Below are 24,651 nucleotides of genomic sequence, written 5' to 3'. Positions count from 1 at the left end.
TATGAACTTTCGCCTGACTGGGGTGGCATTCGCAGCGGCATTACTGGTGGGCTGTGCCAGCGCGCCAGACAATGAGCCGCAAGGGCGTTCCGATCCTCTGGAAGGATTTAACCGGACGATGTTCGACTTCAACTACAACGTCCTGGATCCTTATATTCTGCGTCCGGTAGCGGTGGCCTGGCGCGACTACGTGCCGATGCCGGCGCGTAACGGCATCAGCAACTTCACCTCCAACCTGGAAGAGCCGGCCAGCATGGTCAACGCCTTCCTCAAGGGCGATCCCTACCGCGGGATGATCCACTTCAACCGTTTCTTCCTGAACACCCTGCTTGGGATGGGCGGTCTGATCGACGTGGCCGGCATGGCCAACCCGAAACTGGCGCGCGAAGAACCGAACCGCTTCGGCAGTACGCTGGGCCATTACGATGTGGGTTACGGCCCGTACGTGATGTTGCCGGGCTACGGCAGCTTCACGCTGCGTGACGAAGGCGGCGACTTTGCGGATACGCTGTATCCGATGCTGAGCTACCTGACCTTCTGGATGTCGGCGGGCAAATGGGTGGTCGAGGGTATCGAAACCCGCGCTCAACTGCTGGATTCCGACGGCCTGCTGCGCAACTCTTCCGATCCTTATGTCATGGTGCGCGAGGCTTACTTCCAGCGCCACGATTTCATCGCCAACGGCGGCTCGCTCAAGCCGGAAGAGAACCCGAACGCCAAGGCGATTCAGGGCGAACTGGACGAGATCGACTCGCAGTAATCCCGGGCATTATGCCAATGAAAACCCGCCGTCAGGCGGGTTTTTTTTATGCCGGCGGCAAGCGGCAGGCAAAGAAAAAGCGCCCCAGGGGGCGCTTTGGCATCCATCTCAGGCGAGATTAGAAGCGGTAGTTGAAGTTGGCGCCGTACAGCCAGGCTTTACCCACCGAGTTGAAGGTGTAAGGGCCTTCGTTGATGGTGACTTTCTGGCCGTGCATGTAGGACACGCCGACATCAACCGAGGCGTCTTTGTTGAACGCATAGGTAGTACCGGCACTCAGCCAGAAACGGTCCTGATCGGGAATGGAGATCGAACGGTTTTGGGCGGGCACCGGACTGTCATCGAAGGCGATACCGGTCCGGAAGGTCCAGTTGTCGTCGTAGAAGTAGGTGGTGCCCAGCGCGATACGGTAGGCATCGCGGAAGCCTTCATGCTTCTCGAACAGGGTCTGGCCGTTGTTGCCGGTGGCTCTCAGCTCCTGGAACTGGCTCCAGCTGGTGTAAGCCAGGCTGTAGTGGATAGCCCACTGCGGCGCCACTTTGTTGTAACCGGACAGCTCCCACATTTCCGGCAGGTTCAGATCCAGAGAGCCCGGAATGGTGCTGCCGTTGGTGCCCAAAGGCAGGCCGAGGGAACCCAGAATTGGGTTATAGGCCGATGGCAGGCTGCTCTTGTAATCGCCGTCAAACTTGATTTTCACTTCGGAGCGATAGGTGAAGCCGTAACGGTTGTTTTCGTCCACTTCGTACAGAATGCCGGCGTTCCAGCCGTAACCCCATTTATCGCCTTTCAGATGCGAAATCTGGGTATCAGCCGGGATCTGTGATACCGGACCGGCCAGCTGCGGCGGTAATTGGCCGGAACCTGCGATCAGTTTCGGCAATTCACCGGCGTAGCGTTCCAGTTTGGCTTTGGCGTACACCGCATCGAAGCCCAGACCGAAGCTGAAGTGTTGATTCAGACGGTAGGCGCCGCTCAGGTTGAGGTTAACGGTAGTCAGATCGGTCTTACCGCCGTAAGCGCCGGCGGTATAACCGTCGTTGAATTCGGTCGCCAAACCGAAGTTGCTGGTGACCGAGCCGCCTACGGCGAACTGATCGTTAATCGGGTGAACATAATGCAGGTTCGGCACCCAGGCGACAGGGGCGATATTTTTGGAGTCCAGGCTGGCGCCGGAAGGCGATTTGCCGGTGATGTCAACGTCCGGGTCGATGAAGACTGCGCCGATGGACAGCTCGGGACGGGTATACATCATCAACAACGCCGGGTTGCGGCTTGCGGAAGCCGCCGTATCCGCCATGGCGCCTTCGCCAGAATACGAACGTCCTAAACCAGCTGATGAGAACTCATTCAGCTGGAATCCTGCGGCAGACACGTTTGAAGAAATAATTGCCACTGCAGCTGCGAGAGCTGATTTAGTCAATAGGTTTTTCTGGCTCATGACCAAAACCTCATTATGTGTTTATTATTTAAACTATTGTTACACGAAGTAACAAGGAGCGCGGGATTGTAGGGTCCGTTATCGTTCAGACAAATCAGACCAGTGGCTGAAGTATAGGTCTGACCTGTGAAATTGTTGCAAGTTTGTTTTTGAAATATTTCCAACCTGATATCAAAAAAGAGATCTGCTTAACAAAAAGACAGCGGTAAATAACAAAATTCTTACCGTTCCTTAGCAGACGCTCATTTTTATTTGTGATTTCCATCACTTAAAACACCCAGTAAAAGTAAGTGCTAGTGATTGCCGGCGTGGAAGCGTAAAATACCCGCAGAATTTTGTGGCTTTGTGCCGGTGAGTGAAACGGCAATTTGGGCTGATAACAGAGGCCCTTGAGGAGAACCAATCATGTCAGATGCAATTAATAAATGCAGCGCCCAGGAAACCGCCGCGTGTTGCTGCGTGGATGTCGGCACCGTGATGGATAACACCGATTGCACCGCGTCCTACAGCCAGGTGTTCGGTAATCAACAAGATGCGGAGGCGATGCTGGCGGCCCTGAGCGAAAAGGCGCGCGCGGTCGAGTCCGATCCTTGTGACATCAGCAGTAGCATTAAACCGGTTGACGGCGGCGTGCAGTTGGAGGCCGATTTCACCTTCGCCTGCCAGGCGGAAACCCTGATCTTCCAGCTCGGCCTGCGTTAATCCCCGCTTTACCCCCGGCGCCGCCTGCTGCGCGCCGGGAATTTCCTTCTCCGCCTCGTTCCCCATAGAAAGTGCGCCTGCTCGCAGTTTTGATCTCTGCCGGTTTGCCAAATGTAACCGTTTGGTTAACAATGACCTCATCAGGTCAGACCTCTTTCTGCCCATTGCGCTGACGTTATTTTCTTCAGGAGCATTTATGAGTAAGGCACTGCCGTTGGTGACCCGTCATGGTGACCGCATTGCGATTGTGAATGGACTGCGTACCCCCTTTGCCAAACAGGCGACTGCCTATCACGGCATTCCGGCGGTGGATTTAGGGAAAACGGCGGTGAGCGAGCTATTGGCGCGCAGCGGCATCGATCCGCAACTGATCGAACAGCTGGTGTTCGGCCAGGTGGTGCAAATGCCTGAGGCGCCGAACATCGCGCGTGAAATCGTGCTTGGCACCGGCATGAGCGTTCATACCGACGCTTACAGCGTGTCGCGCGCCTGCGCCACCAGCTTCCAGGCGATCGCCAACGTGGCGGAGAGCATCATGGCCGGCAGCATCAGCGTCGGCATCGCCGGCGGGGCGGACTCTTCTTCCGTCTTGCCGATCGGGGTCAGCAAGGCGTTGGCGCGCACGCTGGTGGACGTCAACAAGGCGCGCACGCTGTCGCAGCGTCTCAAACTGTTCAGCCGGCTGAAATTCCGCGATCTGATGCCGGTGCCGCCGGCGGTGGCGGAGTATTCCACCGGTCTGCGCATGGGCGATACCGCTGAGCAGATGGCGAAAAGCCACGGCATCACCCGCGAAGCGCAGGATGCGCTGGCGCACCGTTCCCACGAACTGGCGGCCAGAGCCTGGCGTGAGGGGTGGCTGCGCGATGAGGTGATGACGGCCTACGTGCCGCCTTACCGCGCGCAGCTTTCCGAAGACAACAATATCCGCAAAGACTCCAGCCTGGCTTCCTACGCCAAGCTGAAACCGGCGTTCGATCGCAAGCATGGCAGCGTCACCGCGGCCAACAGCACGCCGTTGACCGACGGCGCGGCGGCGGTATTGATGATGAGCGAATCGCGCGCCAAAGCGCTGGGGCTGCAGCCGCTCGGCTATCTGCGCAGTTTCGCCTTCGCCGCCATCGACGTGTGGGAAGACATGCTGCTGGGGCCTTCTTACGCCACGCCGCTGGCGCTGGATCGCGCCGGCATCGGTCTGGCCGATCTGACGCTCATCGACATGCATGAAGCTTTCGCCGCGCAAACGCTGGCTAACCTGAAGATGTTCGCCAGCGAAGCGTTCGCCCGCGAGAAGCTTGGCCGCAGCCAGGCGATCGGCGAGGTGGACATGGACAAATTCAACGTCTTGGGCGGTTCCATCGCCTATGGCCACCCGTTCGCCGCCACCGGCGCGCGCATGATCACCCAGACGCTGCGCGAGCTGAAACGCCGCGGCGGCGGGTTGGGCCTGACCACCGCCTGCGCCGCCGGCGGGTTAGGCGCCGCGATGATCGTGGAGGTGGAATAATGAGTGCCGAAAACGCATTGCACGAACAGCGGGCCAAACCGTCGGCCTTTCAGCTGACGATTCGCCCCGACAATATCGGCGTGATCACCATCGACGTGCCGGGCGACAAGGTCAATACACTCAAGGCCGAGTTCGTCGAACAGGTGAATGACGTGCTGATCCGGGCGCAGCAGCATACCGCGCTGGAAGGGCTGGTGATCGTTTCCGGCAAGCCGGACTCGTTTATCGCCGGCGCCGACATCACCATGATCGCCGCCTGCACCAGCGCCAAAGAGGCGGAAACGCTGGCCAAGAAAGGGCAGAGCACGCTGGCGCAGATCGCCGCGTTCCCGGTGCCGGTGGTGGCCGCCATCCACGGCGCCTGCCTTGGCGGCGGCCTGGAGTTGGCGCTGGCCTGCCACGGCCGCGTCTGTTCGCTGGATGACAAAACCGCGCTCGGTCTGCCGGAAGTGCAGCTGGGCCTGCTGCCGGGCTCTGGCGGCACTCAGCGCCTGCCGCGCCTGATCGGCGCCGCCAAGGCGCTGGACATGATCCTGACCGGCAAGCACATTCGCGCCCGCCAGGCGCTGCGCATGGGGCTGGTGGACGACGCCGTGCCGCAGTCGATCCTGTTGCAGACCGCCATCGAGCGGGTGAAACAGGGCTGGAAGCATCAGCGCGAGCTGCCGTGGCAGGATCGCCTGCTCAATGGCCCGCTGGGCAGAAATCTGTTGTTCAGCATCGTGCGCAAAAAAACGCTGGCGAAAACCCACGGCAACTACCCGGCGGCGGAGCGCATTATTCAGGTGGTGCGCACCGGGCTGGATCACGGCAGCGCCAGCGGTTATGAGGCCGAAGCGCGCGCCTTTGGCGAGCTGGCGATGACGCCTCAGTCGGCGGCGTTGCGCAGCCTGTTCTTCGCCTCCACCGCGCTGAAAAAAGAGCGGGGCGGCAATGCCAAGCCGCATGCCCTGCATCGCGTCGGCATTCTCGGCGGCGGCCTGATGGGCGGCGGCATCGCCTGTGTCACCGCCACGCGCGGCGGTTTGCCGGTTCGCATCAAAGACATCAATGAAACCGGCATCAATCACGCGCTGAAATACAGCTGGGATGTGCTCGGCAAACGGGTACGCAGCAAGCGCATGCGCCCGGCGGAGCGGCAAAAACAGATGATGCTGATCTCCGGCTCTACCGATTACACCGGCTTTGAGCAGGCGGATATCGTGGTCGAGGCGGTGTTTGAGGATCTGGCGCTGAAACAGCAGATGGTGGCCGAGGTCGAAGCAAACTGCGCGCCGCATACCGTGTTCGCCTCCAACACCTCTTCGCTGCCTATCGGCCACATCGCCGAAAAGGCGCAGCGGCCGCAGCAGGTGATTGGTCTGCACTACTTCAGCCCGGTGGATAAAATGCCGCTGGTGGAAGTGATCCCGCACGCCGGCACCAGCGAAGAGACCATCGCCACCACCGTGGCGCTGGCGCACAAGCAGGGCAAGACCGCCATCGTGGTGGGCGACAGCGCCGGTTTTTACGTCAACCGCATCCTGGCGCCGTACATCAACGAAGCGGCGCGCTGCCTGCTGGAAGGCGAGCCGATGGAGTCGCTGGACAAGGCGCTGGTGGACTTCGGTTTCCCGGTCGGCCCGATTACCCTGCTGGATGAAGTGGGCATCGACGTTGGCACCAAAATCATTCCCGTGCTGGTCGAGGCGCTGGGGCCGCGTTTCGCCGCGCCGGCTGCGTTCGATGCGGTGCTGAAGGACGGGCGTAAAGGGCGCAAGAACGGCCGCGGCTTCTATCTCTACCCGAGCGAAGGGCAGCAGCGGCAGCGGCGTAAACGTGCGGATACCTCATTGTATACGTTGCTCGGCGTCACGCCGAAGTCGCACATGCTGCCGGCGACCGTCGCCCAGCGCTGCGTGATGATGATGCTGAACGAAGCGGCGCGCTGCCTGGATGAAGGCGTGATCCGCAGCGCGCGCGACGGCGATATCGGTGCGGTGTTCGGCATCGGCTTCCCGCCGTTCCTCGGCGGCCCGTTCCGCTATATGGACGAGCTCGGCGCCGAAAAAGTGGTGAAAACGTTGGAATACCTGCGCCAGCAGCACGGCGAGCACTTTGCGCCGTGCGAACGCTTGCAGCGCATGGCGCAGCAGGGCGAGCGTTTTTACCCGCAGGGGAGCTGAACGCAGGACGGCCCGATTTGCACTATAGTTGCAACAGGGTCGCGTTGTGATCGCCATCACTCCTTGCAACAGCGTCAGCCGGTGAGGCTGTACAGCAAGGCGCAGGCAGCGGTAAGTTAGCTTGACCGTCATCAATAAATTTCATGGCGGCAAGGTTAAAATTTAACCCGTTGAATTGATTGTTCTGTGAGCAATCGAGGTTTGCCAGGGGAGGGTTGCTGTAAAAAACAGCATTTTCTTTAGGCAAACTTTCAGGCAAAATGCCCGGCCGCCATAAAGAGACGGCGCGTTATCGTTTTAAAGCTTTGGCTTTGGGTTGGAAAACTCGGCGGTACAGCACGCACGGCGTTTCTGTATAGCGTTACTTTGTCAACAACAGCGGTGCAATATGCAAGTTTTGATTATGCGTCACGGAGAGGCGGCGCTCGAGGCAGCCAGCGATGCGGTAAGGCCCCTTACCCTGTGTGGCCGCGACGAGTCCCGTCAGATGGCGGCCTGGTTGAACACCAAGTCTGTGGATATTGAACGCGTGCTGGTCAGCCCCTATCTGCGGGCCGAACAGACGCTGGCGACGGTGCGTGAAGCCTTGACGCTGCCGGAGGGCGAAGAAGTGCTGCCCGAGCTGACGCCGGGCGGCAACGCCGAACAGGTCGGCAGCTATCTTCAGGCGCTGGCGATGCAAGGGGTGAGCTCGGTGCTGATCGTGTCGCACCTGCCGCTGGTGGGGTATCTGGTGGCTGAACTGTGCCCGGGCGAGTGCCCGCCGATGTTCGCGACCTCGGCGATTGCCAACGTCGATCTGCCGGCCGACGGCAGCTACGGCAAGTTTGAATGGCAGGTCAGCCCGTCGCAGGTGATGGCCAAAGTGTGAACCGCGGATGCGGTGCGGAATAAACTCAGGGCGATGTCTGACATCGCCCTGAGTCGTTTTTGCAGGAACTACTCGGCCAGTTCCACCAACAGCAGGATGGCGGCGTTGCCGCCCCATTCCTTCGGCGCCTGGTGGAACGCCAGCACGTCGGGATGCTGCGCCAGCCACAGCGGCGTTTGCTGTTTGAGGATGTGCTTGCCGTGCCCGTGCATCACGCAGGCGCAGTGCACGTGCTCGCGTTTGCAGGCGGCGATCAGCGCCCCCAGCTCCTGCTTGGCCTGCAGCTGGGTCAGGCCGTGCAAATCAAGAAACAGTTCCGGCGAATAATCGCCGCGTCGCAGCTTCTTCAGCTCATACGGGCTGCTGCCGGGGCGCACGTAGCGCGTCGGGCCTTCCTCTTCCAACTGCGGCTGGTATTCATCTGAAAAATAATAGCTGGCATCGACCTGCTCCTGCAGCAATCGCTGCGGCGCAATCTGTTTGACCTTGGGCTTCGGCGGGCGGTGGACGATGGTGTCCTGGCGCAGCTTTTTCGCGCCCGCCACCGACTCTCTGAAGAGCTGTTGTTCGTCTTTGCTCAGAGGGGGCTTGTTCTTCATGCTTCATTCACCGGAAATCGTTTATTTCGCTAGTTTACCTTGTGAATGAGCGCTGTCGACGCAAAACTCGGGCCAGAGTGAAAAGCGCGAGGGGCAAGCGTGATTTGTCGCGGGCTTCATGGCAAACTATGCGGCTAAATCATGAAACACAGCGCCTGCCGGAGGGCAAATTGGACAAAATTTTCGTCGACGAAGCAGTGAACGAACTGCACACCATTCAAGATATGCTGCGCTGGACGGTAAGCCGCTTCAACGCCGCCAATATCTATTATGGTCACGGAACCGATAATCCGTGGGACGAAGCGGTGCAATTGGTGCTGCCAAGCCTGTTCCTGCCGTTGGACATTCCGGAGGATATGCACACCGCCCGTCTGACTTCCAGCGAGCGCCATCGCATCGTTGAGCGCGTGATCCGCCGCGTCAACGAACGCATCCCGGTCGCTTACCTGACCAACAAGGCCTGGTTCTGCGGCATGGAATTCTACGTCGACGAGCGCGTGCTGGTGCCGCGTTCGCCGATCGGCGAGCTGATCAACGATCGTTTCAGCGCGCTGATCCCGCACCCGCCGCGCCATATCCTCGACATGTGCACCGGCAGCGGCTGCATCGCCATCGCCTGCGGCTACGCTTTCCCGGAAGCGGAAGTGGACGCGGTGGACATCTCCAGCGAAGTGCTGGCGGTAACCGAGCGCAATATTCAGGCGCACGGCGTCGAACATCAGGTGATCCCGATCCGTTCCGATCTGTTCCGCGATGTTCCCGCGATCCAGTACGATCTGATCGTCACCAACCCGCCGTACGTCGATGCGGAAGACATGTCGGATCTGCCGCAGGAGTTCCGCTTTGAGCCGGAACTGGGCCTGGCGGCGGGCAGCGATGGCCTGAAGCTGGTGCGCCGCATCCTGGCCTGCGCGCCGGACTACCTGACCGACGACGGCGTGCTGATTTGTGAAGTGGGCAACAGCATGGTACATCTGATGGAACAATATCCGGACATTCCGTTCACCTGGCTGGAGTTCGAAAACGGCGGCGACGGCGTGTTCATGCTGACCAAACAGCAGTTGGTGGATTGCAAGGAACACTTCAGCCTCTATCGCAGCTAAGCCGCATTTCCAAGGCCCGTATGGCGGGCCTCATAACGATAAAAGACTAACGGTAAGGAGCCGTGATGGCAGGAAACAGTATTGGGCAGATTTTCCGCGTCACCACCTTCGGTGAATCTCACGGGGTGGCGCTGGGTTGTATCGTCGACGGCGTGCCGCCAGGCATCCCGCTTACCGAAGCCGATTTGCAACACGATCTGGACCGCCGTCGTCCGGGCACCTCGCGTTACACCACCCAGCGTCGCGAACCGGATCAGGTGCGTATTCTCTCCGGCGTATTCGAAGGCGTGACCACCGGTACCAGCATCGGTCTGATCATTGAAAACACCGATCAGCGCTCGCAAGACTACAGCGCCATCAAAGACGTGTTCCGTCCGGGGCATGCCGACTACACCTACGAACAGAAATACGGTCTGCGCGACTATCGTGGCGGCGGCCGCTCTTCGGCGCGTGAAACCGCCATGCGCGTCGCGGCGGGCGCTATCGCCAAGAAATACCTGCAGCAGAAGTTCGGCGTGCAGGTGCGCGGCTATCTGGCGCAGATCGGCGACGTGACCTGTGAGCTGAAAGACTGGGATCAGGTCGAGCAGAACCCGTTCTTCTGCCCGGATCCGGACAAGCTGGAAGCGCTGGACGAACTGATGCGCGCGCTGAAAAAAGAGGGCGACTCCATCGGCGCCAAGGTCAGCGTGATCGCTGAAAACGTGCCGGTTGGCCTGGGTGAGCCGGTGTTTGACCGCCTCGACGCCGATCTGGCGCACGCGCTGATGAGCATCAACGCGGTGAAAGGCGTGGAGATCGGCGACGGGTTCGCCGTGGTGACCAAACGCGGCAGCGAAAACCGCGATGAAATCACCCCGGAAGGCTTCCAGAGCAACCATGCCGGCGGCATTCTCGGCGGCATCAGCAGCGGCCAACCGGTGATCGCGCATCTGGCGCTGAAACCGACCTCCAGCATCATGGTGCCGGGGCGCACCATCAATCGCCAGGGCGAAGCGGTGGAAATGGTGACCCGCGGTCGCCACGATCCGTGCGTGGGCATCCGCGCCGTGCCGATCGCCGAAGCGATGATGGCGATCGTGTTGATGGATCACCTGCTGCGCCAGCGTGCGCAAAACGGTGATGTGGTTTCCGACGTGCCGCGCTGGTAATCGCCATGAAAAACTGGATGTTGGGCCTGCTGGCCCTGACGGCCTCCGCTTCCGCCATGGCGCTGACGCCGTGGCAGAAAATCGACCATCCGGTGGCCGGCGCGCCGCAGGCGGTGGGCGGTTTCGCCAACGGTTGCGTCATCGGCGCGCAGCCGCTGCCGCTGAACTCACCGAACTACCAGGTGATGCGTACCGACCAGCGCCGCTATTTTGGCCACCCGGATCTGCTGGCGTTCATTCAGCGTCTCAGCAGCCAGGCGAATCAGAAAGCGCTGGGCACGGTGCTGATCGGCGACATGGCGATGCCGGCCGGCGGGCGCTTCAGCAGCGGCCACGCCAGCCACCAGTCGGGGCTCGATGTCGACATCTGGCTGCAGTTGCCGCGCCAACGCTGGAGCGCGCAGCAATTGCTGAAGCCGCAGCCGATCGACCTGGTGTCGGGCGACGGCAAGCAGGTGGTGGCGCGCCAATGGCAACCGCAAATTGAGTCGCTGATTAAGCTGGCGGCACAGGATGCGGAGGTGACGCGCATCTTCGTCAATCCGGCGATCAAGCAGCGCCTGTGCCTGGATGCCGGCGCCGATCGGGCCTGGTTGCACAAGGTGCGGCCGTGGTTCGGCCACCGTGCGCACATGCACGTGCGTCTGCGTTGTCCGGCCGGCAGCCTGGAGTGCCAGGAGCAGGATACGCCGCCGCCGGGCGACGGCTGCGGCGCCGAACTGGCGAGCTGGTTCGTACCGCATCAGCCGAACGCGAAGCCGGGCAAACCCGTGCCGCCGCCGTTACCGCCGACCTGTCAGGCATTGCTGGATCACCATTTCTCAGCGGAATAACACATGGACTGGTTCGTCATTGGCCCCGAGATGCTCGGGGTGTTGTTTGCGGTAGCGCTGCTGGCGGGGTTTATCGACTCCATTGCCGGCGGCGGCGGGTTGCTGACGGTGCCGGCCCTGCTGGCGGTGGGGGTTCCTCCGGCGCAGGCGCTGGCGACCAATAAGTTGCAGTCGGTCGGCGGCTCCTTCTCCGCCAGTCTGTACTTCATTCGTCGGCGAGCGGTGAATCTCAACGACCAGAAGCTGACGATTTTTCTGACGCTGATCGGCTCGATCGCCGGCGCCATTTTGGTGCAGCATATGCGCGCCGATTTGCTGCGGCAGATGTTGCCGCTGCTGGTGATCGGCATCGGTCTCTATTTCTTGTTGATGCCGCGACTGGGGGAGGAAGATCGTCAACGCCGCCTTGGCGCCTTGCCGTTCGGGCTGGTGGCCGGTGGTTGCGTCGGGTTTTACGACGGCTTTTTCGGCCCCGGCGCCGGTTCATTCTACGCGTTGGCCTACGTGACGCTGTGCGGTTTCAACCTCGCCAAGTCCACGGCGCACGCCAAAGTGCTGAACTTTACCTCCAACGTCGGCGGGTTGGCGCTGTTCATCATCGGCGGCAAGGTGGTGTGGAGCATCGGTCTGGTGATGTTGGTGGGGCAGGTGCTGGGGGCGCGTCTGGGCGCGCACATGGTGCTGACCCGCGGCCAGAAATTGATTCGGCCGATGATCGTGATCGTTTCGCTGGTGATGAGCCTCAAGCTGCTGTACGACAATCACGGCGCGGAAATTCAGCAGTGGTTGACCGCCTTGATGCACGGTTAAAGATGAAAAGGGGGCGTTGCTTACGCGCCCTGTCTTATCGGGTATAATGGCCTCTTTATTTTTGTGGTTATAGAGTTTTTATGTCAGACACGCAGACCCGTCATCGCTATGAACAGCTGATCGAGATCTTCAATCGCTGCTTCAGCGATGACTACAACACTCGCCTGGTGAAGGGCGACGACGAACCCATTTACCTGCCGGCCGACGATGAACTGCCGTATCACCGCATCGTGTTCGCCCACGGTTTTTACGCCAGCGGCCTGCACGAAATCTCGCACTGGTGCATCGCCGGTGAAGCGCGCCGTCAATTGGTGGACTTCGGTTATTGGTATTGCCCGGACGGGCGCGACGCGCAGACCCAGAGCGAATTCGAAGCCGTGGAGATAAAACCACAGGCGCTGGAATGGATGTTCTGTGTGGCGGCCGGTTTCCCGTTTAACGTCAGCTGCGACAACCTGAATGGCGACTGCGAGCCGGATCGCATTGCGTTCCAACGCAAGGTGCGCGACCGGGTATTGACGCTGCTGGAGCAGGGAATACCCACAAGGCCTGCGCGCTTTATTCAGGCGCTGCAATCGTTCTACAATACGCCACCGTTGGCGGCCGAGCATTTTCCGTACCCGGAAGATCTCAACTGACGCCACAGTCCGTTATTTAATGAGGAAATTTGATGATCGCAGAATTTGAAGCGCGCATTTTGGCGCTGATTGATGACATGGTAGAGCACGCCAGCGATGATGAACTGTTTGCCGGTGGCTACCTGCGCGGTCATCTGACGCTGGCGGTGGCCGAAGCGGAAGAGCAGGGCGAACACACCGCTGAAGCGCTGAAAGCGCGGGTGGAGGAGAGCCTGCACAAGGCGATCGCCGCCGGTGAACTTTCGCCGCCGGATCAGATCCTGGTGCGCGGCATGTGGGAAAACCTCTATCAGGCTGCCACCCCTGCCGCCTGACCGCTATGCCGGGGCGCGATCGCCGCGCCCCTCCGGGTTGATTAAACCGCACGTCCCTTCAGTAATTTCCGCACCCACATCCGATTCGGATTCAACGCCGCCAGCAGGCGCGCATCGCCCGGCAACGGCTCGCCGAACAGCTGCGCCGCCAAAATTTCCGCCGCCAGCGGCGCCGAGCTCAGCCCGCGCGAGCCTAATCCGCCGATAGCGAACAGGCCGGGATAGACCGGCGCATCGGCGACGGTTTCGCCGCGCTGATTTTGCCGCTGCAAATCCTGATACTGCGTCAGCGTGGCCTGATAGTCCGGCAGCGCGCCGACCATCGGCAGATGATCGCGGGTGGCGCTGCGCACGCCGCAGCGCGCCTGGCGTGCGCTGACGTCCACCTGCTGCGGCCAGGCCTGCTCCGGCAGGCAGCGCAGCAGGCGCTCGCGGTTTTCCTGTTGCTCCTGCTCGCGGTAGTCGGTGGCAATGTCGCCGCGCTGATAGCTGGCGCCAATGCAGTGCTGGCCGTTGTTGGCATTAATCGGCGTCAGGTAGCCGTCGTAGCACAAGACTTGCTTCAGTTGACCGAGGGCCGGCGAGGTCGGGATATGCGACACCTGCCCGCGTACCGAATACAGCGGCAGGGCTTCCGTCGGCGCCAGCTCGGCCAACCGATGGCCGTTGGCCAGGATCACCGTCGCATGGCGCCGGCTGTCGCCGTTGGCGAAATCGATGCGCCAGCCGTTTTCTTCCTGCGTCAGCATCTTTGCATCGTGCCGGTAGCGGCAGACCAAGCCCTGGCGCTGCGCCAGCGCGATAGCGCCGCGCGTCAGCTCGGCCGGGCACAGCCAGCCGCCTAGCGGGTAGGTGATGCCGCCAAAGCCGGTATCGACGCCGCAGCGTTCGCTGAGCGTCTCGCGGTCGGCCGCCATCGCCAAGGCCTGCGGCCAGTCGGTTTTCAGCATATTGGCGATCTTGGCGCTGCTCTTTTCGTCATAGGCCAACTGGCTGACGCCGCACCACTGGTGATCGAAGGCGACGCCTTGTTGCAACAGGGCGTCGTATTGGCGGCGGGCGAAGGGAAACGCGGCGCTGAAGAAACTCTCCAGCGCGTCGCCGCTGCCGTTCAGCAAAGGATAAATCGCGCCCTGGCGGTTGCCGGATGCGCCTTCGGCCGCCTGTTCATCGGCGCAGTACAGCGTGACGGTGGCGCCGCGCCGCAGCAAGGCCAGCGCAGTGAGCGCGCTGGCGACGCCGCCGCCGATCAGGGCGATGTCGGCGGTGTTGTCCGCCGCCGGGCGTCGATACCAGGGCGCTGGGTGTGCGGCGGGCTGCGCATCGGCCGGGAGCTCGCCGGCGAGCATTTCACGTTTTTGGCCGAAGCCTTTGCAGCGGTTGACCTGAAAACCGGCCTGCTGCAAGCCGCGGCGCACGAAGCCGGCGGCGGTAAAGGTGGCGAAGCTGCCTCCCGGCCGGGCGAAACGCGCCATGGCGGCGAACAGTTGATCGGTCCACATGTCGGGATTTTTTGCCGGCGCGAAGCCGTCGAGGAACCAGGCATCCACCTGGTTATTCATGCTGGCGTCAAACTGCGGCAGCAAATCGTTGACGTCGCCGAACCACAGATCGAGCGTAATGCGGCCTTCGGCTAACAGCAGGCGATGGCAACCCGGCAACGGCAGCGGCCATTGGGCGCGTAGTTCGTCGGCGTAAGGCGCCAGCTCCGGCCAGCGCGCATGCGCCGCCGCTAGGTCAGCCTGCTGCAGGGGAAATTTTTCGAAGCTGATAAAGTGCAGGCGCTGCAGCGTTGCGTCCGGCTCGGCCTGGCGAAAGCCGGCGAAGGCCTGCCATAGCGTGAGGAAATTGAGCCCGGTGCCAAACCCGGTTTCCGCCACGACAAACAGCGAGCGCGGGTGGACGGCGAAACGCTGCGGCAGCCGATTGCCGTGCAGGAAGACATAACGGGTTTCTTCCAGCCCATCCTGATTGGAAAAATAGACGTCATCAAACTGTTTCGAAACAGGTGTACCCTGTTCGTTCCAGGTTAGCGTTGCGGTTTGGATGGGGGCATGGTTCACGGTCAATGGCTCGAAATTCAAGGGATGCCGCGAATTCTAACGGCGCTGGCGCCTTGGCGCAAACTGGACAACAATAAAGCTGAAAAACGCTGATCGGACTTGTTCGGCTTACATCTGTACGCTAAAGTGCGATGCAAAATCCCGTAGGTAAATAGTGGAAGAGGTATTGAATGAAACGTGCAGTGATTACTGGCCTGGGAGTTGTCTCCAGCATTGGTAATAACCAGCAGGAGGTCCTGGCGAGCCTGCAGGAAGGACGTTCTGGGATCACTTTCTCCCAGGAACTGAAAGATTCCGGCATGCGTAGTCACGTATGGGGGCAAGTTAAGCTCGACACGACCGGCCTGATCGACCGCAAGGCGGTGCGTTTCATGAGCGATGCTTCCATTTATGCCTTCCTGGCGATGCAAGAAGCGATCGCGTCTTCCGGTTTGAAGGAAGAAGAGTATCAAAACAACCCGCGCGTAGGCCTGATCGCCGGTTCCGGCGGCGGTTCTCCGCGCTTCCAGGTGTTCGGCGCCGATGCGATGCGCAGCCCACGCGGCTTGAAAGCGGTTGGCCCGTACGTGGTCACCAAAGCCATGGCTTCCGGCGTTTCCGCCTGCCTGGCGACGCCATTCAAAATCCACGGCGTGAACTACTCCATCAGCTCCGCTTGCGCGACCTCCGCACACTGCATCGGCAACGCGGTTGAGCAAATCCAGCTGGGCAAACAGGACATCGTGTTCGCCGGCGGCGGCGAAGAGCTGTGCTGGGAAATGGCCTGCGAGTTCGATGCGATGGGCGCGCTGTCCACCAAGTACAACGACACGCCGGAAAAAGCCTCCCGCACCTACGACGCCGATCGTGACGGTTTCGTCATCGCCGGCGGCGGCGGCATGGTGGTGGTTGAAGAACTGGAGCACGCGCTGGCGCGCGGCGCGCACATCTACGCAGAAATCGTCGGCTACGGCGCAACGTCTGACGGCGCCGACATGGTTGCACCTTCGGGCGAAGGCGCAGTGCGCTGCATGAAGATGGCGATGCAGGATCTGGACGCGCCGATCGACTACATCAACGTGCACGGCACCTCCACACCGGTGGGCGACGTGAAAGAACTGGGCGCCATTCGCGAAGTGTTCGGCGACAATACCCCGGCTATCTCCTCCACCAAGGCGATGACCGGTCACTCGCTGGGCGCCGCGGGCGTGCAGGAAGCGATCTACAGCCTGTTGATGCTGGAGCACGGCTTTATCGCACCGAGCATCAACATCGAAACGCTGGATGAGCAGGCGGTCGGCATGAACATCGTGACTCAGCCGACTCAGCGCGAGCTGACCACCGTGATGTCCAACAGCTTCGGCTTCGGCGGCACCAACGCCACCCTGGTGATGCGCAAACTGGCGAAATAATCCCGCCTGAGCCTCACCTCGCCATCAAGCCCGCGTTTTCGCGGGCTTTTTATTGCTCAAAGCCCACTTGCCGGGCGCTCGGAGTTTTCCCAAATCACATCCCCTGACACATCATTACCTCGCCATTACACGCGTTGGGCATACAATAGCCTGGTAGCGTGATTATCGCTCGGCGTAGCTTTATAAAGTGATCGAACATTGAGGCAAGAAGTATGAAAAAGTTAATTGCGGTTGGGTTACTGTCGGCCGTGTTGGCCGGATGCGCCACCGATTCTCCCTGCGTACCGGTCTACGATGACCAGGGGCGTCTGGTGCATACCAACACCTGTATGAAGGGCACCACTCAGGATAACTGGGAAACCGCGGGCGCGATCGCCGGCGGCGCGGCGGCGGTTGCCGGTCTGACCCTCGGCATCATCGCGCTGACCAAGTGATCGGTGCGGAACAGGACTAAGCCCGGCCATGGCGTGCCGGGCTTTTTTTATCTCACTGCACCAAAAACGCTTTGAACTGCGGCGTCATCACGGCGCTGAAACCGTCGTCGGTTTTACTGATCAGGTAGACCGCCAGCCCTTTCTCTTCCGCGAGCTGCAACGCTTTCTCCGTGCCCAGCACCATCAGACCGGTATCCCAGCCGTCGGCCTCGAGCGCGGTCGGGGCGATCACCGTGGCGGAAACCAGCCGGTGGTTGATCGGCCTGCCGGTGGTCGGATCGATGACATGGGAGTAGCGCTGGCCGTTTTGTTCAAAGTAGTTGCGGTAGCTGCCGGCGGTGCTGATGCCGTAACCGTGCAGATCAACCAGCGCCTGCACCGCATTTTCACGATCGGTCGGCTTTTGGATCGCCACCCGCCAGGGTTTGCCCTGGCCGTTGACGCCGCGCGAAGAGACCGCGCCACCGACCGATACCAGGTAGTTGGTAATGCCGTTGCGGTTCATCAGGCGCACCAACTCATCCGCGCCATAGCCTTCGCCCAGCGTTGAGAGATCGACATACATATCCGGCAGATCTTTTTGCAGCCACTCCCCGCGGTTGTCGCTGATCAGCTTCAGGTGCTGCAGGCCGGTGCGCTGCTTCGCCGCGTCGATCTGCGCCTGTTCCGGCACCTTGACCGGATGTTTGTCTGGGCCGAATCCCCACAGGTTCACCAGCGGGCCGACGGTGATATCCATGGCGCCGCCGGTATCGCGGCCGATGCGTTGAGCCATCAACACGATGTCCGCCATGCCGCGTGGGATCGGCTGCGCCCCGAGGCTGGCGCTGCGGTTAAACCGCGACAGCACCGAATCGGCGCGGTAGGTAGAGATATCGTCGTTGGCCCGTTCGAGCACCGTGTCGATCTGCCGCTGCAGCTCTTGTTTGCCGATCGCGACGTCACCGCTGACCTTAACGCTGTAGAAGGTGCCCATGGTCTTGCCGTCGATATCGATTTGCGGGCGGGAGGAGGAGGCATTGTCGCAGGCGGCGAGCAGGGCGCATAAGGCGCTCAGCAACGCCCCTTTGGCGAACAGGGAAGCCATAACATGTCCTTTGAAAACGAGAAAGCCGCTACAAATAAAGTAAAGCGCGGCAAATGAAAAGCGGATAAAGGTAAAATAGCATTTTGCTGGCGCTGAAGCCGCGTCTGAGCTAACGTCTGCCCATTCTTTTCGGTGAGGTTCACGCAGCCACCATGAGTTCAACCGCCATTTCTCGGCTTATCCACCCCTTTATCAAAGATCGCTTCTTGCATGCATTGCTGCTGGCCGGCGTGGCGATGTTCGCTTTTCATCCGCAACCGCTGACAGCGCTGGGTGGTTTTATCGACGGCCGTACCCTCATCACCCTGTTGGGGCTGATGCTGCTGACCAAAGGCGTGGAGGTCAGCGGTTACTTCGATTTTGTCGGCCGCAAGATTATCAACCGCTTGCTCAGCGAACGGCGGCTGGCGCTGTTCCTGGTGTTTTCCGCCGCGCTGTTGTCGTCGTTTCTTACCAACGATGTGGCGCTGTTTATCGTCATTCCGCTCACCATCACGCTGAAAAAGCTGTCGGCGCTGCCGGTTGGCCGCTTGATCATCTTCCAGGCGCTGGCGGTGAACGCCGGTTCGTTGCTGACGCCGATCGGTAACCCGCAAAATATCCTGCTGTGGAGCCGCTCCGGCCTCTCTTTCCTCGGTTTCATCGGCCAGATGGCGCCGTTTGGCGCCGCAATGATGTTGAGCTTGCTGGCGCTGACCTGGTTAAGCTTCCCGGCGCGCGACATTGTGAAAGCGCCGAATACCGAGGGGTATCCCTACCAGCGGCCGCTGTTGCTGAGCTGCGTAGGGCTGTATGCGGTTTTCCTGCTGAGTCTCGATTTCGATCTGCCGTTGTATGGGCTGTTGGCGGTGTTCGCCGGTTTCTTGCTGCTGGCGCGCCGGGTGCTGTTGCAGATCGACTGGAGCCTGATTTTCGTGTTCGCCGCCATGTTCATCGATGTCGGCCTGTTTACCCGTTTGCCGCCGCTTCAGCCGGCGTTCGCCGCCATCGCCGGGCTGAGCGAGGGCGGCGTGTATGCGTTGGGCGTTGGGCTGTCGCAGATCGTCAGCAACGTGCCGGCCACCATACTGTTGCTCAACTATGTGCCTTCCAGCGCTCAGCTGGCCTATGCGGTCAACGCCGGCGGCTTCGGGTTGGCGATCGGATCGCTCGCCAACCTGATTGCGCTGCGCATGGCGGGGGAGCGCATGATCTGGTTGCGCTTCCACTATTATTCGCTGCCGCTGTTGGTATGGGCCGCGTTGCTCGGCTGGCTGTTGAGCTAACTCTGATTACCGCTTTGCCGCGCGGCCAGCAGGCAAATGCTGCGGGTCACCTGATAGGATTTCACGAAGGCGCTGACGGGTAAAAACTCGAAGCGCGAGTGGAAGTTATGCGCGCCGGTGAAGTAATTGGGCGTCAGGATGCCGCGGCTGGAGAGCGCCGCGCCGTCGGTGCCGCCGCGCATCGGGATCACCTTCGGCGGGATGCCGTGGGCGGCGAGGGCGCCGAAGATCAGATCGATAGCGCGCCGGTCCTCGCCGATGGCGTTGCTGATGTTGCTGTAGATGTCGCTGACGCTGCAGCTGACGTTGGCGCGCGGATAGTTGGCCGCCACCTGGCGCACCGTCTCCTCAAGGCGGGCCTTGCGCGTCTCGAACGCCGCGCGATCGAAGTCGCGAATCGACACCTTCAGCGTCGCCTGATTGGCGTTGGCGGCCAGATCGGTGAACCAGAAATAACCCTCGCGCCCCTCGGTGTGCTCCGGGGTATCCTGCACGTCGAATCGGTTTATGATGTCGTTGGCGATGCGTATTGGGTTGATTAACACGTTTTTCGCCGACATCGGGTGGGCGGTCACTCCCTCGATGCGGATCTCCGCCGCCGCCGCGTTGAAATTCTCGTATACCACTTCACCCAGTTCGCAGCAGTCGATGGTGTAGGCGAAATCGACGGGGAAGCGCTGCAGATCCAGCGCCTTGGCGCCGCGCAGGCCGATTTCTTCGTCCGGCACGAACGCCACCACGATATCGCCGTGGCGATCGGCCGCGGTCAGGTTGGCCAGCAGCGTCATCACCACGGTGACCGCCGCCTTATTGTCGGCGCCCAGCACGCTGGTGCCGTCGCTGAACAGAATTTCTTCGTTCCGGTAGGGCAGGATCTCCGGATGCTCGGCGACCCGCAGCCAGATGTCTTGCTCGGCGTTCAGACATAAATCTTCGCCGGTGAAGCGCAGGCGCTGCGGGCGAATCTCGGGCGAGAGGCCAACGTCCACGGTGTCGATATGCGTGATGAAGCCGATGCGCGGCGCGCCGGGTTGGGTGCCGGGCTTGCGCGCGGTCACGGTGGCGTGCTCGTCGATTTGCACGTCGGCCAGGCCGAGCCGGCGCAGCTCGTCCGCCAACAGTTGCGCCATCTCATGCTGCCCCGGCGTGCTGGGCAGGGTGGCTGCGGCGGCGTTACTCTGGCTGGTCACCGCCAGATAGCGGAAGAAACGTTCGGTAAGCTGTTCGGCAATCGGGCTGGTCATCGGAACTCCTCGCGGTTGGCAATCTACCGGTTTTAAAACGAAATCAGCCGTTTGTCCAACGGTGCAATGCGTAAACCGCCAGAATGCGAAGTATCGCGCAGAAACGAAAAATAGCGGTGCAACTAGGAAATAGTCGCAGGTTTCTGCGGCAAAATCGGTGTTAGCTGTGGGCCGGGATGCGCCCACATAACACTTATCTGTCCCTCAAGGAGAATTCATGCACACCGGTCACGCTCTGCTTATCACCTTACTGTCCCTGGGTATCTCTCACAGCGCCTGGTCGTCTGCCGATACCGGGCACGCCAACAGCAATGCCAACAGCCGCGAGGTGGCCAGCGCGTTGGGCGGCCTGAAGAACAAAACCTACGAACTGGAACAGGCGCCGAAGATCCGCGTCGCCAGCTTCAATATCGCCGCCGGCAAGGTCAGCGACATGACCGCCATCGCCAAGGCGATTCGCGCGATGAACGTCGACGTGGTGGCGCTGCAGGAGGTGGATAAACTCACCGCCCGCAGCGGGCGGGTCGATCAGGCGGCGGAACTGGCGAAGCTGACCGGCATGCAGGCGGTGTTCGGCCGGGCGATCGATTTCGACGGCGGTGAATACGGCCTGGCGTTTCTCTCGAAGTATCCGCTGCACGATGCCGTGATCTATCCGTTGCCGTCCGGCCAGCGCGAGCAGCGCATCGCCTTCAGCGCCAAGGTCGATGTGCCGGAGTTCCCGACGCCGATCACCCTGTTCAACACCCACCTCGATACCAAGGAAGATCCGACGATGCGTCTGGATCAGGTACGGGAGCTGAACGATCGCACCATCGAAGTGCGCGGCATCAAACTGCTGTTCGGCGACATGAACGACGTACCGGGCAGCGTCACCTGGCTGGAGCTGAGCCGCTATTGGAACGATATCATGCCCAACGGGCAGGACGGCCGCAGCTGGCCGGCGGAAAACGCCGAAATCAAGGTGGATTACATCTTTAGCGGCAATGCGCAGCGTTGGCATCTGGACAGCCTGACGGTGCCGAACGCTAGCGGCGATTGGAACGGCGTGCACTGGCCGGCGGTGAGCGATCACCTGCCGCTGGTTGCGGAGATGCGCCTGACCGAGCAATAAGCCGGCCGGCGTCTCTCCGGGGCAGGGCTAAGCCGCGGCGATCCGCGCCAGCCGCTCGACGGCGCTGCGGATCTCGCCCGGCGTCAGGGCCGAAAAGCCCAGCAGCCATCCGTCGCGCTGGGCCTGAACCGTTTGGTATTGCGCAGTTAACCCGGGCGTAAGGACGCCGAGCCGCCGCGCCTGCCGGCTGAGCGCCGCCTCCTGGCCGGGCGGCAGCCAGACGCTGAGCTGCAGGCCGCCGGCGGCGGGAGCGGGTGTGGCGAAGTGGCCGAGTTTTTCGCGCACTGCCGCCAGCAACACATCGCGCCGGCTATGGTAGAGTTGGCGCATGTAGCGGATATGCGCGGCGAAGTGCCCCTGGCGGATGAATTCGGCGGTGACCGCCTGCATCAGCTGCGCGCTGTGGCCGTCATACACCGTGCGCGCGGTGACGAACGCTTCAACCAGCGTGGGCGGTACGATCAGGTACGCCAACCGCAACGAAGGGAACAGCGATTTGGAGAAGGTGCCGAGGTACAGTACGCGGCCACGGCGATCCAGGCCCTGCATCGCCGGTATCGGCAGGCCGTCGTAATGAAACTCGCTGTCGTAATCGTCCTCAATGATCCAGGCCTGCTGCCTTTCCGCCAGCGTCAGCAATGCCAATCGGCGCGCCAGGCTGAGCGCTGCGCCGGTTGGGTATTGGTGCGAGGGCGTCAGATAAATCAAACGCGGCTCGGGCAAGGAGGGCTCAGCGTGCAGGCCGTCGCCGTCTACCGCCACCGGCGTCAGGGCGGCGCCGGCGCTGATAAAGGCGTTTCTCGCCCCGGCGTAACCCGGTTCTTCCATCCAGACGCTGTCGCCGCTGTCCAGCAGCAACGTGGCGATCAGCTGCAGCGCCTGCTGCGAACTGGTCAGCACGATAACCTGGTTTGCGTCGCAGATTACGCCGCGCGTTTGGTTGACGTGGGCGGCAATCGCTTCACGCAGCGGCAAATAGCCCTGCGGGTCGCCGTAGCGCAGCAGGCTTTCCCCCTGTAGCCGCAGGCGCTGCGCGGTCAACTGCTTCCACAAGGCCAGCGGAAACGCGCGCAGATCCGGCGAGCCGGCGGCAAACGCCTGTGGCTGCTGCGGATCGCGGCAGCCGCCGGTTTGCACGATCTGTTGGCCGCGCTGCGAAAGGCGCGGCAAGCCGGAGCCGGCTGCCGGCGGCGGTGATTTGGCGATGGTAATCGCCACAAAGGTGCCCTGGCCGACGCGGCGCTGCAAATATCCTTCCGCCTCCAACTGACCGTAGGCTGCTTCGACGGTCACCCTTGAGAGGCTCAGATCCCCAGCCAGCACTCGGCTGGAGGGCAGGCGTTGCCCAATGCTCAATGCGCCGTGGTGGATGGCTTGCCGCAATGCCGCGCACAAACGATCGCGCAGTGTGCCGACGGCCTGGGGCGATTGCTGAAACAGCGTGATCAGCGTGTGCCGCATAATGGGTCTTATCATCTGTGGATAATGGGTATCAATCATAAGACCAAAATGGGGCACTATTGTCATCTGTCTTGATGCACGGGAGTAAGTGATATGTCGAAAGAATCATTGGTGCTGGCTTTTCCGCCGGCGGCGCCGGAAGAGAGTTTGGCCTACCTGGCGGCCAAACTGAGCCGCTATGCGGATGCCTGGGATGTGGCGGAAGATCTGCGCAATGGCGTGGACGGGATAGTGGTGATCGATACCCGCGCGGAGGCGCTGTACGCCGCCGGGCATATTCCCGGCGCGTTCAGCTTGCCGCATCGCCTGATGGATGAAGCCGGCACGGCGCATCTGGATCGTCAAAAGGTGTATGTGACCTACTGCGACGGCATTGGCTGCAACGGATCCACCAAAGGCGCTTACAAGCTGGCGAAACTGGGATTCAGGGTGAAGGAGCTGATCGGCGGGCTGGACTTCTGGCTGCGCGATGGCCATCCATTGGCCATCGGAGAACAGCCGGGATCGCTGCGCGATCGGGCGGCTGCTGAGGACTGCGGCTGCGCCTGAGGCGTTAAAACACCAGCGCCAGCACGACCGCCAACGCCAACAGCAACAGGATCAGCGCCACGGCCGGCTTGCTGAGCGCTTTCTGCAGCGGCAGAGGCAGAGCGGCGATCAGCGGGTTGAGCAGCGGCTGCGGTTCGACAGGGTGGCTGGCGATCGGCTGCGCCTGGCCGGCTTTATCCAGACGGCGGGCAAACAGCTGATGAATGGCGTCGCTCATTTGCGGGTGCGTCAGCGGTGCATTGGCGCCGCAGTTGAAGCGCGCCTGGCAATAGTCGTTCATCTGCTGCAGTTCTTGCTCATCCGCCGGCTGTTTTAGCGCCGCCAGCAGGTTGTTCAGCGTCGGCGCGTTCTGCGGGCTGAGCGCCACCTTCACCTGTAAAAACTGGTTCAGCAGCTGGAAGTGGCGCGCCGGCAGCGGATCGTTGGTTTTCACGCCCGCCAGATCGAACAGCGTTTGCCAGATTTTAGCCGGCGCTTCGCCGGTCGCGGCGCTGAGTTTGGTGATCTGCTGCTGCAGGCTTTGATGCTCTGCGGGCAGCAGCGGGCGATCGCTGGTGGCGGTTTGCTGCGGCTGGGGAATGGTCAGGCCGCCGGTCTGCAACAGATTCAGCACCTGCTGCAATTGCGGTGGGCTCAGCTGGCTCAACACCGTATGGCCGAACTGCTGGCGAATAAAGTCGCTGACCGCCTGGCGGTTATTGCCCTGCGGCAGCAATTCGGCCAGCTGTTGCAGCAGTTGGCGCCCGGCATGGTTTTGTTGCGCCTGCGTCAGGCGCGTTTGCAGCAGCTGTTCCGCCGGTTGAAAATGGCGCGCCAGCAGTTCGCCACCTTTGTCGGCGCCGAGATCGTGACGCAGAGACGCCCAGATCTCCGCCGATTTGGCCGGGCTGAGCGTCATGATTTTCACGATCAGTTTTTCCAGCGTCGTGCGCTGCGCCGGAGAGAGAGGTTGATCGTCAGTGGCCGCCGTTTTGCCCGGGGAGGGGGGGCGTTCGCCGGCGATTGGGGTGCCCGGCCCACTCAAAGGTTGCATATCACCAGTCCTTCGCTGTGTATCCCCGCAGTGTGCCTGGAGGAGAGAATCGTCATCGTACCCGGCGAAAAGCGCAGGCTTACCGTCTATGATACCTGTAAATCGCCGCCATCAAT

Annotated in this window: 23 protein-coding genes; 16 read left to right on the top strand and 7 right to left on the bottom strand. The window is 61.4% G+C overall.

Annotation, left to right across the window (positions count from 1 at the left end; genetic code table 11):
* Position 1: 1 nt before the first annotated feature.
* Positions 2–760, top strand: a complete 759-nt coding sequence (gene mlaA, locus IT763_RS16470; protein WP_033639746.1) for a phospholipid-binding lipoprotein MlaA — start codon at positions 2–4, stop codon at positions 758–760.
* Positions 761–878: 118 nt separating this feature from the next.
* Here the strand turns inward: mlaA and fadL are convergent, their stop codons facing one another.
* Positions 879–2,201, bottom strand: coding sequence for a long-chain fatty acid transporter FadL (fadL, locus tag IT763_RS16465; protein ID WP_033634181.1), 1,323 nt, complete (start codon positions 2,199–2,201; stop codon positions 879–881).
* Positions 2,202–2,606: 405 nt separating this feature from the next.
* On the opposite strand from fadL, the gene IT763_RS16460 reads away from it, so the two are divergent.
* The 4 genes from IT763_RS16460 (at position 2,607) to sixA (ending at position 7,446) form a co-directional block, all read left to right on the top strand.
* Positions 2,607–2,903, top strand: coding sequence for a YfcZ/YiiS family protein (locus IT763_RS16460; RefSeq protein ID WP_072270911.1), 297 nt, complete (start codon positions 2,607–2,609; stop codon positions 2,901–2,903).
* Between the two features lie 196 nt (positions 2,904–3,099).
* Positions 3,100–4,410, top strand: coding sequence for an acetyl-CoA C-acyltransferase FadI (gene fadI / locus IT763_RS16455; RefSeq protein WP_033639749.1), 1,311 nt, complete (start codon positions 3,100–3,102; stop codon positions 4,408–4,410).
* Complete coding sequence (fadJ, locus tag IT763_RS16450) at positions 4,410–6,575, top strand: fatty acid oxidation complex subunit alpha FadJ (RefSeq protein ID WP_016926849.1); 2,166 nt, start codon at positions 4,410–4,412, stop codon at positions 6,573–6,575. Before fadI ends, fadJ begins: the two co-directional genes overlap by 1 nt.
* Before the next feature lie 388 nt (positions 6,576–6,963).
* Positions 6,964–7,446 (top strand): phosphohistidine phosphatase SixA, encoded by a 483-nt coding sequence (sixA, locus tag IT763_RS16445; protein WP_004936230.1) that lies wholly within the window; start codon positions 6,964–6,966, stop codon positions 7,444–7,446.
* 68 nt (positions 7,447–7,514) lie between these two features.
* On the opposite strand, the gene smrB is transcribed toward sixA, so the two are convergent.
* Complete coding sequence (gene smrB, locus IT763_RS16440) at positions 7,515–8,045, bottom strand: endonuclease SmrB (protein ID WP_004936226.1); 531 nt, start codon at positions 8,043–8,045, stop codon at positions 7,515–7,517.
* A 170-nt stretch (positions 8,046–8,215) separates the two neighbouring features.
* Between smrB and prmB the strand changes: the two genes are divergently transcribed.
* The 6 genes from prmB (at position 8,216) to IT763_RS16410 (ending at position 12,894) form a co-directional block, all read left to right on the top strand.
* Positions 8,216–9,148: a 50S ribosomal protein L3 N(5)-glutamine methyltransferase gene (prmB, locus tag IT763_RS16435; protein WP_028127753.1), complete on the top strand. Its 933-nt coding sequence runs from the start codon at positions 8,216–8,218 to the stop codon at positions 9,146–9,148.
* A 65-nt stretch (positions 9,149–9,213) separates the two neighbouring features.
* Positions 9,214–10,299, top strand: coding sequence for a chorismate synthase (gene aroC, locus IT763_RS16430; RefSeq protein WP_004936219.1), 1,086 nt, complete (start codon positions 9,214–9,216; stop codon positions 10,297–10,299).
* 5 nt (positions 10,300–10,304) lie between these two features.
* Positions 10,305–11,132 carry a penicillin-insensitive murein endopeptidase gene (gene mepA, locus IT763_RS16425; RefSeq protein ID WP_033639752.1) on the top strand — a complete coding sequence of 276 codons (828 nt, stop codon included), beginning with the start codon at positions 10,305–10,307 and terminating at the stop codon, positions 11,130–11,132.
* 3 nt (positions 11,133–11,135) lie between these two features.
* Positions 11,136–11,942: a sulfite exporter TauE/SafE family protein gene (locus IT763_RS16420; RefSeq protein ID WP_016926853.1), complete on the top strand. Its 807-nt coding sequence runs from the start codon at positions 11,136–11,138 to the stop codon at positions 11,940–11,942.
* An 80-nt stretch (positions 11,943–12,022) separates the two neighbouring features.
* Positions 12,023–12,580: an elongation factor P hydroxylase gene (locus IT763_RS16415; RefSeq protein WP_016926854.1), complete on the top strand. Its 558-nt coding sequence runs from the start codon at positions 12,023–12,025 to the stop codon at positions 12,578–12,580.
* A gap of 32 nt (positions 12,581–12,612) precedes the next feature.
* Positions 12,613–12,894: a YfcL family protein gene (locus IT763_RS16410; RefSeq protein WP_016926855.1), complete on the top strand. Its 282-nt coding sequence runs from the start codon at positions 12,613–12,615 to the stop codon at positions 12,892–12,894.
* A 41-nt stretch (positions 12,895–12,935) separates the two neighbouring features.
* On the opposite strand, the gene mnmC is transcribed toward IT763_RS16410, so the two are convergent.
* The gene (gene mnmC / locus IT763_RS16405; RefSeq protein WP_161544923.1) at positions 12,936–14,957 is read right to left on the bottom strand and encodes a bifunctional tRNA (5-methylaminomethyl-2-thiouridine)(34)-methyltransferase MnmD/FAD-dependent 5-carboxymethylaminomethyl-2-thiouridine(34) oxidoreductase MnmC; all 2,022 of its coding nucleotides are present in this window, start codon (positions 14,955–14,957) and stop codon (positions 12,936–12,938) included.
* A 170-nt stretch (positions 14,958–15,127) separates the two neighbouring features.
* On the opposite strand from mnmC, the gene fabB reads away from it, so the two are divergent.
* Both fabB and IT763_RS16395 read left to right on the top strand, forming a co-directional pair.
* A complete protein-coding gene (gene fabB / locus IT763_RS16400; RefSeq protein ID WP_004936203.1) occupies positions 15,128–16,348 on the top strand; it encodes a beta-ketoacyl-ACP synthase I in 1,221 nt (406 codons plus the stop codon).
* A 212-nt stretch (positions 16,349–16,560) separates the two neighbouring features.
* Positions 16,561–16,782: a hypothetical protein gene (locus tag IT763_RS16395; RefSeq protein WP_004936201.1), complete on the top strand. Its 222-nt coding sequence runs from the start codon at positions 16,561–16,563 to the stop codon at positions 16,780–16,782.
* Positions 16,783–16,834: 52 nt separating this feature from the next.
* Here the strand turns inward: IT763_RS16395 and apbE are convergent, their stop codons facing one another.
* Positions 16,835–17,869 (bottom strand): FAD:protein FMN transferase ApbE, encoded by a 1,035-nt coding sequence (gene apbE / locus IT763_RS16390; RefSeq protein ID WP_115436331.1) that lies wholly within the window; start codon positions 17,867–17,869, stop codon positions 16,835–16,837.
* 152 nt (positions 17,870–18,021) lie between these two features.
* Here apbE and IT763_RS16385 point away from each other — a divergent pair, with 152 nt between their 5' ends.
* Positions 18,022–19,134 (top strand): SLC13 family permease, encoded by a 1,113-nt coding sequence (locus IT763_RS16385; RefSeq protein ID WP_079450310.1) that lies wholly within the window; start codon positions 18,022–18,024, stop codon positions 19,132–19,134.
* Here IT763_RS16385 and pepT read toward each other — a convergent pair.
* Positions 19,131–20,378, bottom strand: a complete 1,248-nt coding sequence (pepT, locus tag IT763_RS16380; protein WP_197758892.1) for a peptidase T — start codon at positions 20,376–20,378, stop codon at positions 19,131–19,133. The two genes, IT763_RS16385 and pepT, sit on opposite strands and share 4 nt — an antisense overlap.
* 217 nt (positions 20,379–20,595) lie before the next feature.
* On the opposite strand from pepT, the gene IT763_RS16375 reads away from it, so the two are divergent.
* Positions 20,596–21,492, top strand: a complete 897-nt coding sequence (locus IT763_RS16375) for an endonuclease/exonuclease/phosphatase family protein (RefSeq protein ID WP_016926861.1) — start codon at positions 20,596–20,598, stop codon at positions 21,490–21,492.
* A 27-nt stretch (positions 21,493–21,519) separates the two neighbouring features.
* Here the strand turns inward: IT763_RS16375 and IT763_RS16370 are convergent, their stop codons facing one another.
* Complete coding sequence (locus IT763_RS16370) at positions 21,520–22,953, bottom strand: PLP-dependent aminotransferase family protein (protein WP_016926862.1); 1,434 nt, start codon at positions 22,951–22,953, stop codon at positions 21,520–21,522.
* Between the two features lie 93 nt (positions 22,954–23,046).
* On the opposite strand from IT763_RS16370, the gene IT763_RS16365 reads away from it, so the two are divergent.
* On the top strand, positions 23,047–23,502 hold the full coding sequence (locus IT763_RS16365; RefSeq protein ID WP_049300077.1) for a rhodanese-like domain-containing protein: 456 nt from the start codon (positions 23,047–23,049) through the stop codon (positions 23,500–23,502).
* A 4-nt stretch (positions 23,503–23,506) separates the two neighbouring features.
* Here the strand turns inward: IT763_RS16365 and flk are convergent, their stop codons facing one another.
* Positions 23,507–24,535, bottom strand: coding sequence for a flagella biosynthesis regulator Flk (gene flk, locus IT763_RS16360; protein ID WP_049300076.1), 1,029 nt, complete (start codon positions 24,533–24,535; stop codon positions 23,507–23,509).
* Positions 24,536–24,651: the final 116 nt, after the last annotated feature.

Source organism: Serratia sp. CMO1 (assembly GCF_015689115.1).
In the GTDB taxonomy this organism is placed as follows: Bacteria; Pseudomonadota; Gammaproteobacteria; order Enterobacterales; family Enterobacteriaceae; genus Serratia; species Serratia marcescens.
This window is presented reverse-complemented; position numbering and strand designations above follow the sequence as displayed.

Bases quoted from the DNA above. Each gene is read 5' to 3' on its own strand.
- mepA (WP_033639752.1), top strand. From the start codon at position 10,305: ATGAAAAACTGGATGTTGGGCCTGCTGGCCCTGACGGCCTCCGCTTCC.
- apbE (WP_115436331.1), bottom strand. From the start codon at position 17,869: ATGGCTTCCCTGTTCGCCAAAGGGGCGTTGCTGAGCGCCTTATGCGCC.
- IT763_RS16375 (WP_016926861.1), top strand. From the start codon at position 20,596: ATGCACACCGGTCACGCTCTGCTTATCACCTTACTGTCCCTGGGTATC.
- IT763_RS16395 (WP_004936201.1), top strand. From the start codon at position 16,561: ATGAAAAAGTTAATTGCGGTTGGGTTACTGTCGGCCGTGTTGGCCGGA.
- fabB (WP_004936203.1), top strand. From the start codon at position 15,128: ATGAAACGTGCAGTGATTACTGGCCTGGGAGTTGTCTCCAGCATTGGT.
- aroC (WP_004936219.1), top strand. From the start codon at position 9,214: ATGGCAGGAAACAGTATTGGGCAGATTTTCCGCGTCACCACCTTCGGT.
- flk (WP_049300076.1), bottom strand. From the start codon at position 24,535: ATGCAACCTTTGAGTGGGCCGGGCACCCCAATCGCCGGCGAACGCCCC.
- fadL (WP_033634181.1), bottom strand. From the start codon at position 2,201: ATGAGCCAGAAAAACCTATTGACTAAATCAGCTCTCGCAGCTGCAGTG.
- IT763_RS16420 (WP_016926853.1), top strand. From the start codon at position 11,136: ATGGACTGGTTCGTCATTGGCCCCGAGATGCTCGGGGTGTTGTTTGCG.
- IT763_RS16415 (WP_016926854.1), top strand. From the start codon at position 12,023: ATGTCAGACACGCAGACCCGTCATCGCTATGAACAGCTGATCGAGATC.
- fadI (WP_033639749.1), top strand. From the start codon at position 3,100: ATGAGTAAGGCACTGCCGTTGGTGACCCGTCATGGTGACCGCATTGCG.
- IT763_RS16365 (WP_049300077.1), top strand. From the start codon at position 23,047: ATGTCGAAAGAATCATTGGTGCTGGCTTTTCCGCCGGCGGCGCCGGAA.
- IT763_RS16460 (WP_072270911.1), top strand. From the start codon at position 2,607: ATGTCAGATGCAATTAATAAATGCAGCGCCCAGGAAACCGCCGCGTGT.
- IT763_RS16370 (WP_016926862.1), bottom strand. From the start codon at position 22,953: ATGCGGCACACGCTGATCACGCTGTTTCAGCAATCGCCCCAGGCCGTC.
- pepT (WP_197758892.1), bottom strand. From the start codon at position 20,378: ATGACCAGCCCGATTGCCGAACAGCTTACCGAACGTTTCTTCCGCTAT.
- IT763_RS16385 (WP_079450310.1), top strand. From the start codon at position 18,022: ATGAGTTCAACCGCCATTTCTCGGCTTATCCACCCCTTTATCAAAGAT.
- sixA (WP_004936230.1), top strand. From the start codon at position 6,964: ATGCAAGTTTTGATTATGCGTCACGGAGAGGCGGCGCTCGAGGCAGCC.
- IT763_RS16410 (WP_016926855.1), top strand. From the start codon at position 12,613: ATGATCGCAGAATTTGAAGCGCGCATTTTGGCGCTGATTGATGACATG.
- mlaA (WP_033639746.1), top strand. From the start codon at position 2: ATGAACTTTCGCCTGACTGGGGTGGCATTCGCAGCGGCATTACTGGTG.
- smrB (WP_004936226.1), bottom strand. From the start codon at position 8,045: ATGAAGAACAAGCCCCCTCTGAGCAAAGACGAACAACAGCTCTTCAGA.
- fadJ (WP_016926849.1), top strand. From the start codon at position 4,410: ATGAGTGCCGAAAACGCATTGCACGAACAGCGGGCCAAACCGTCGGCC.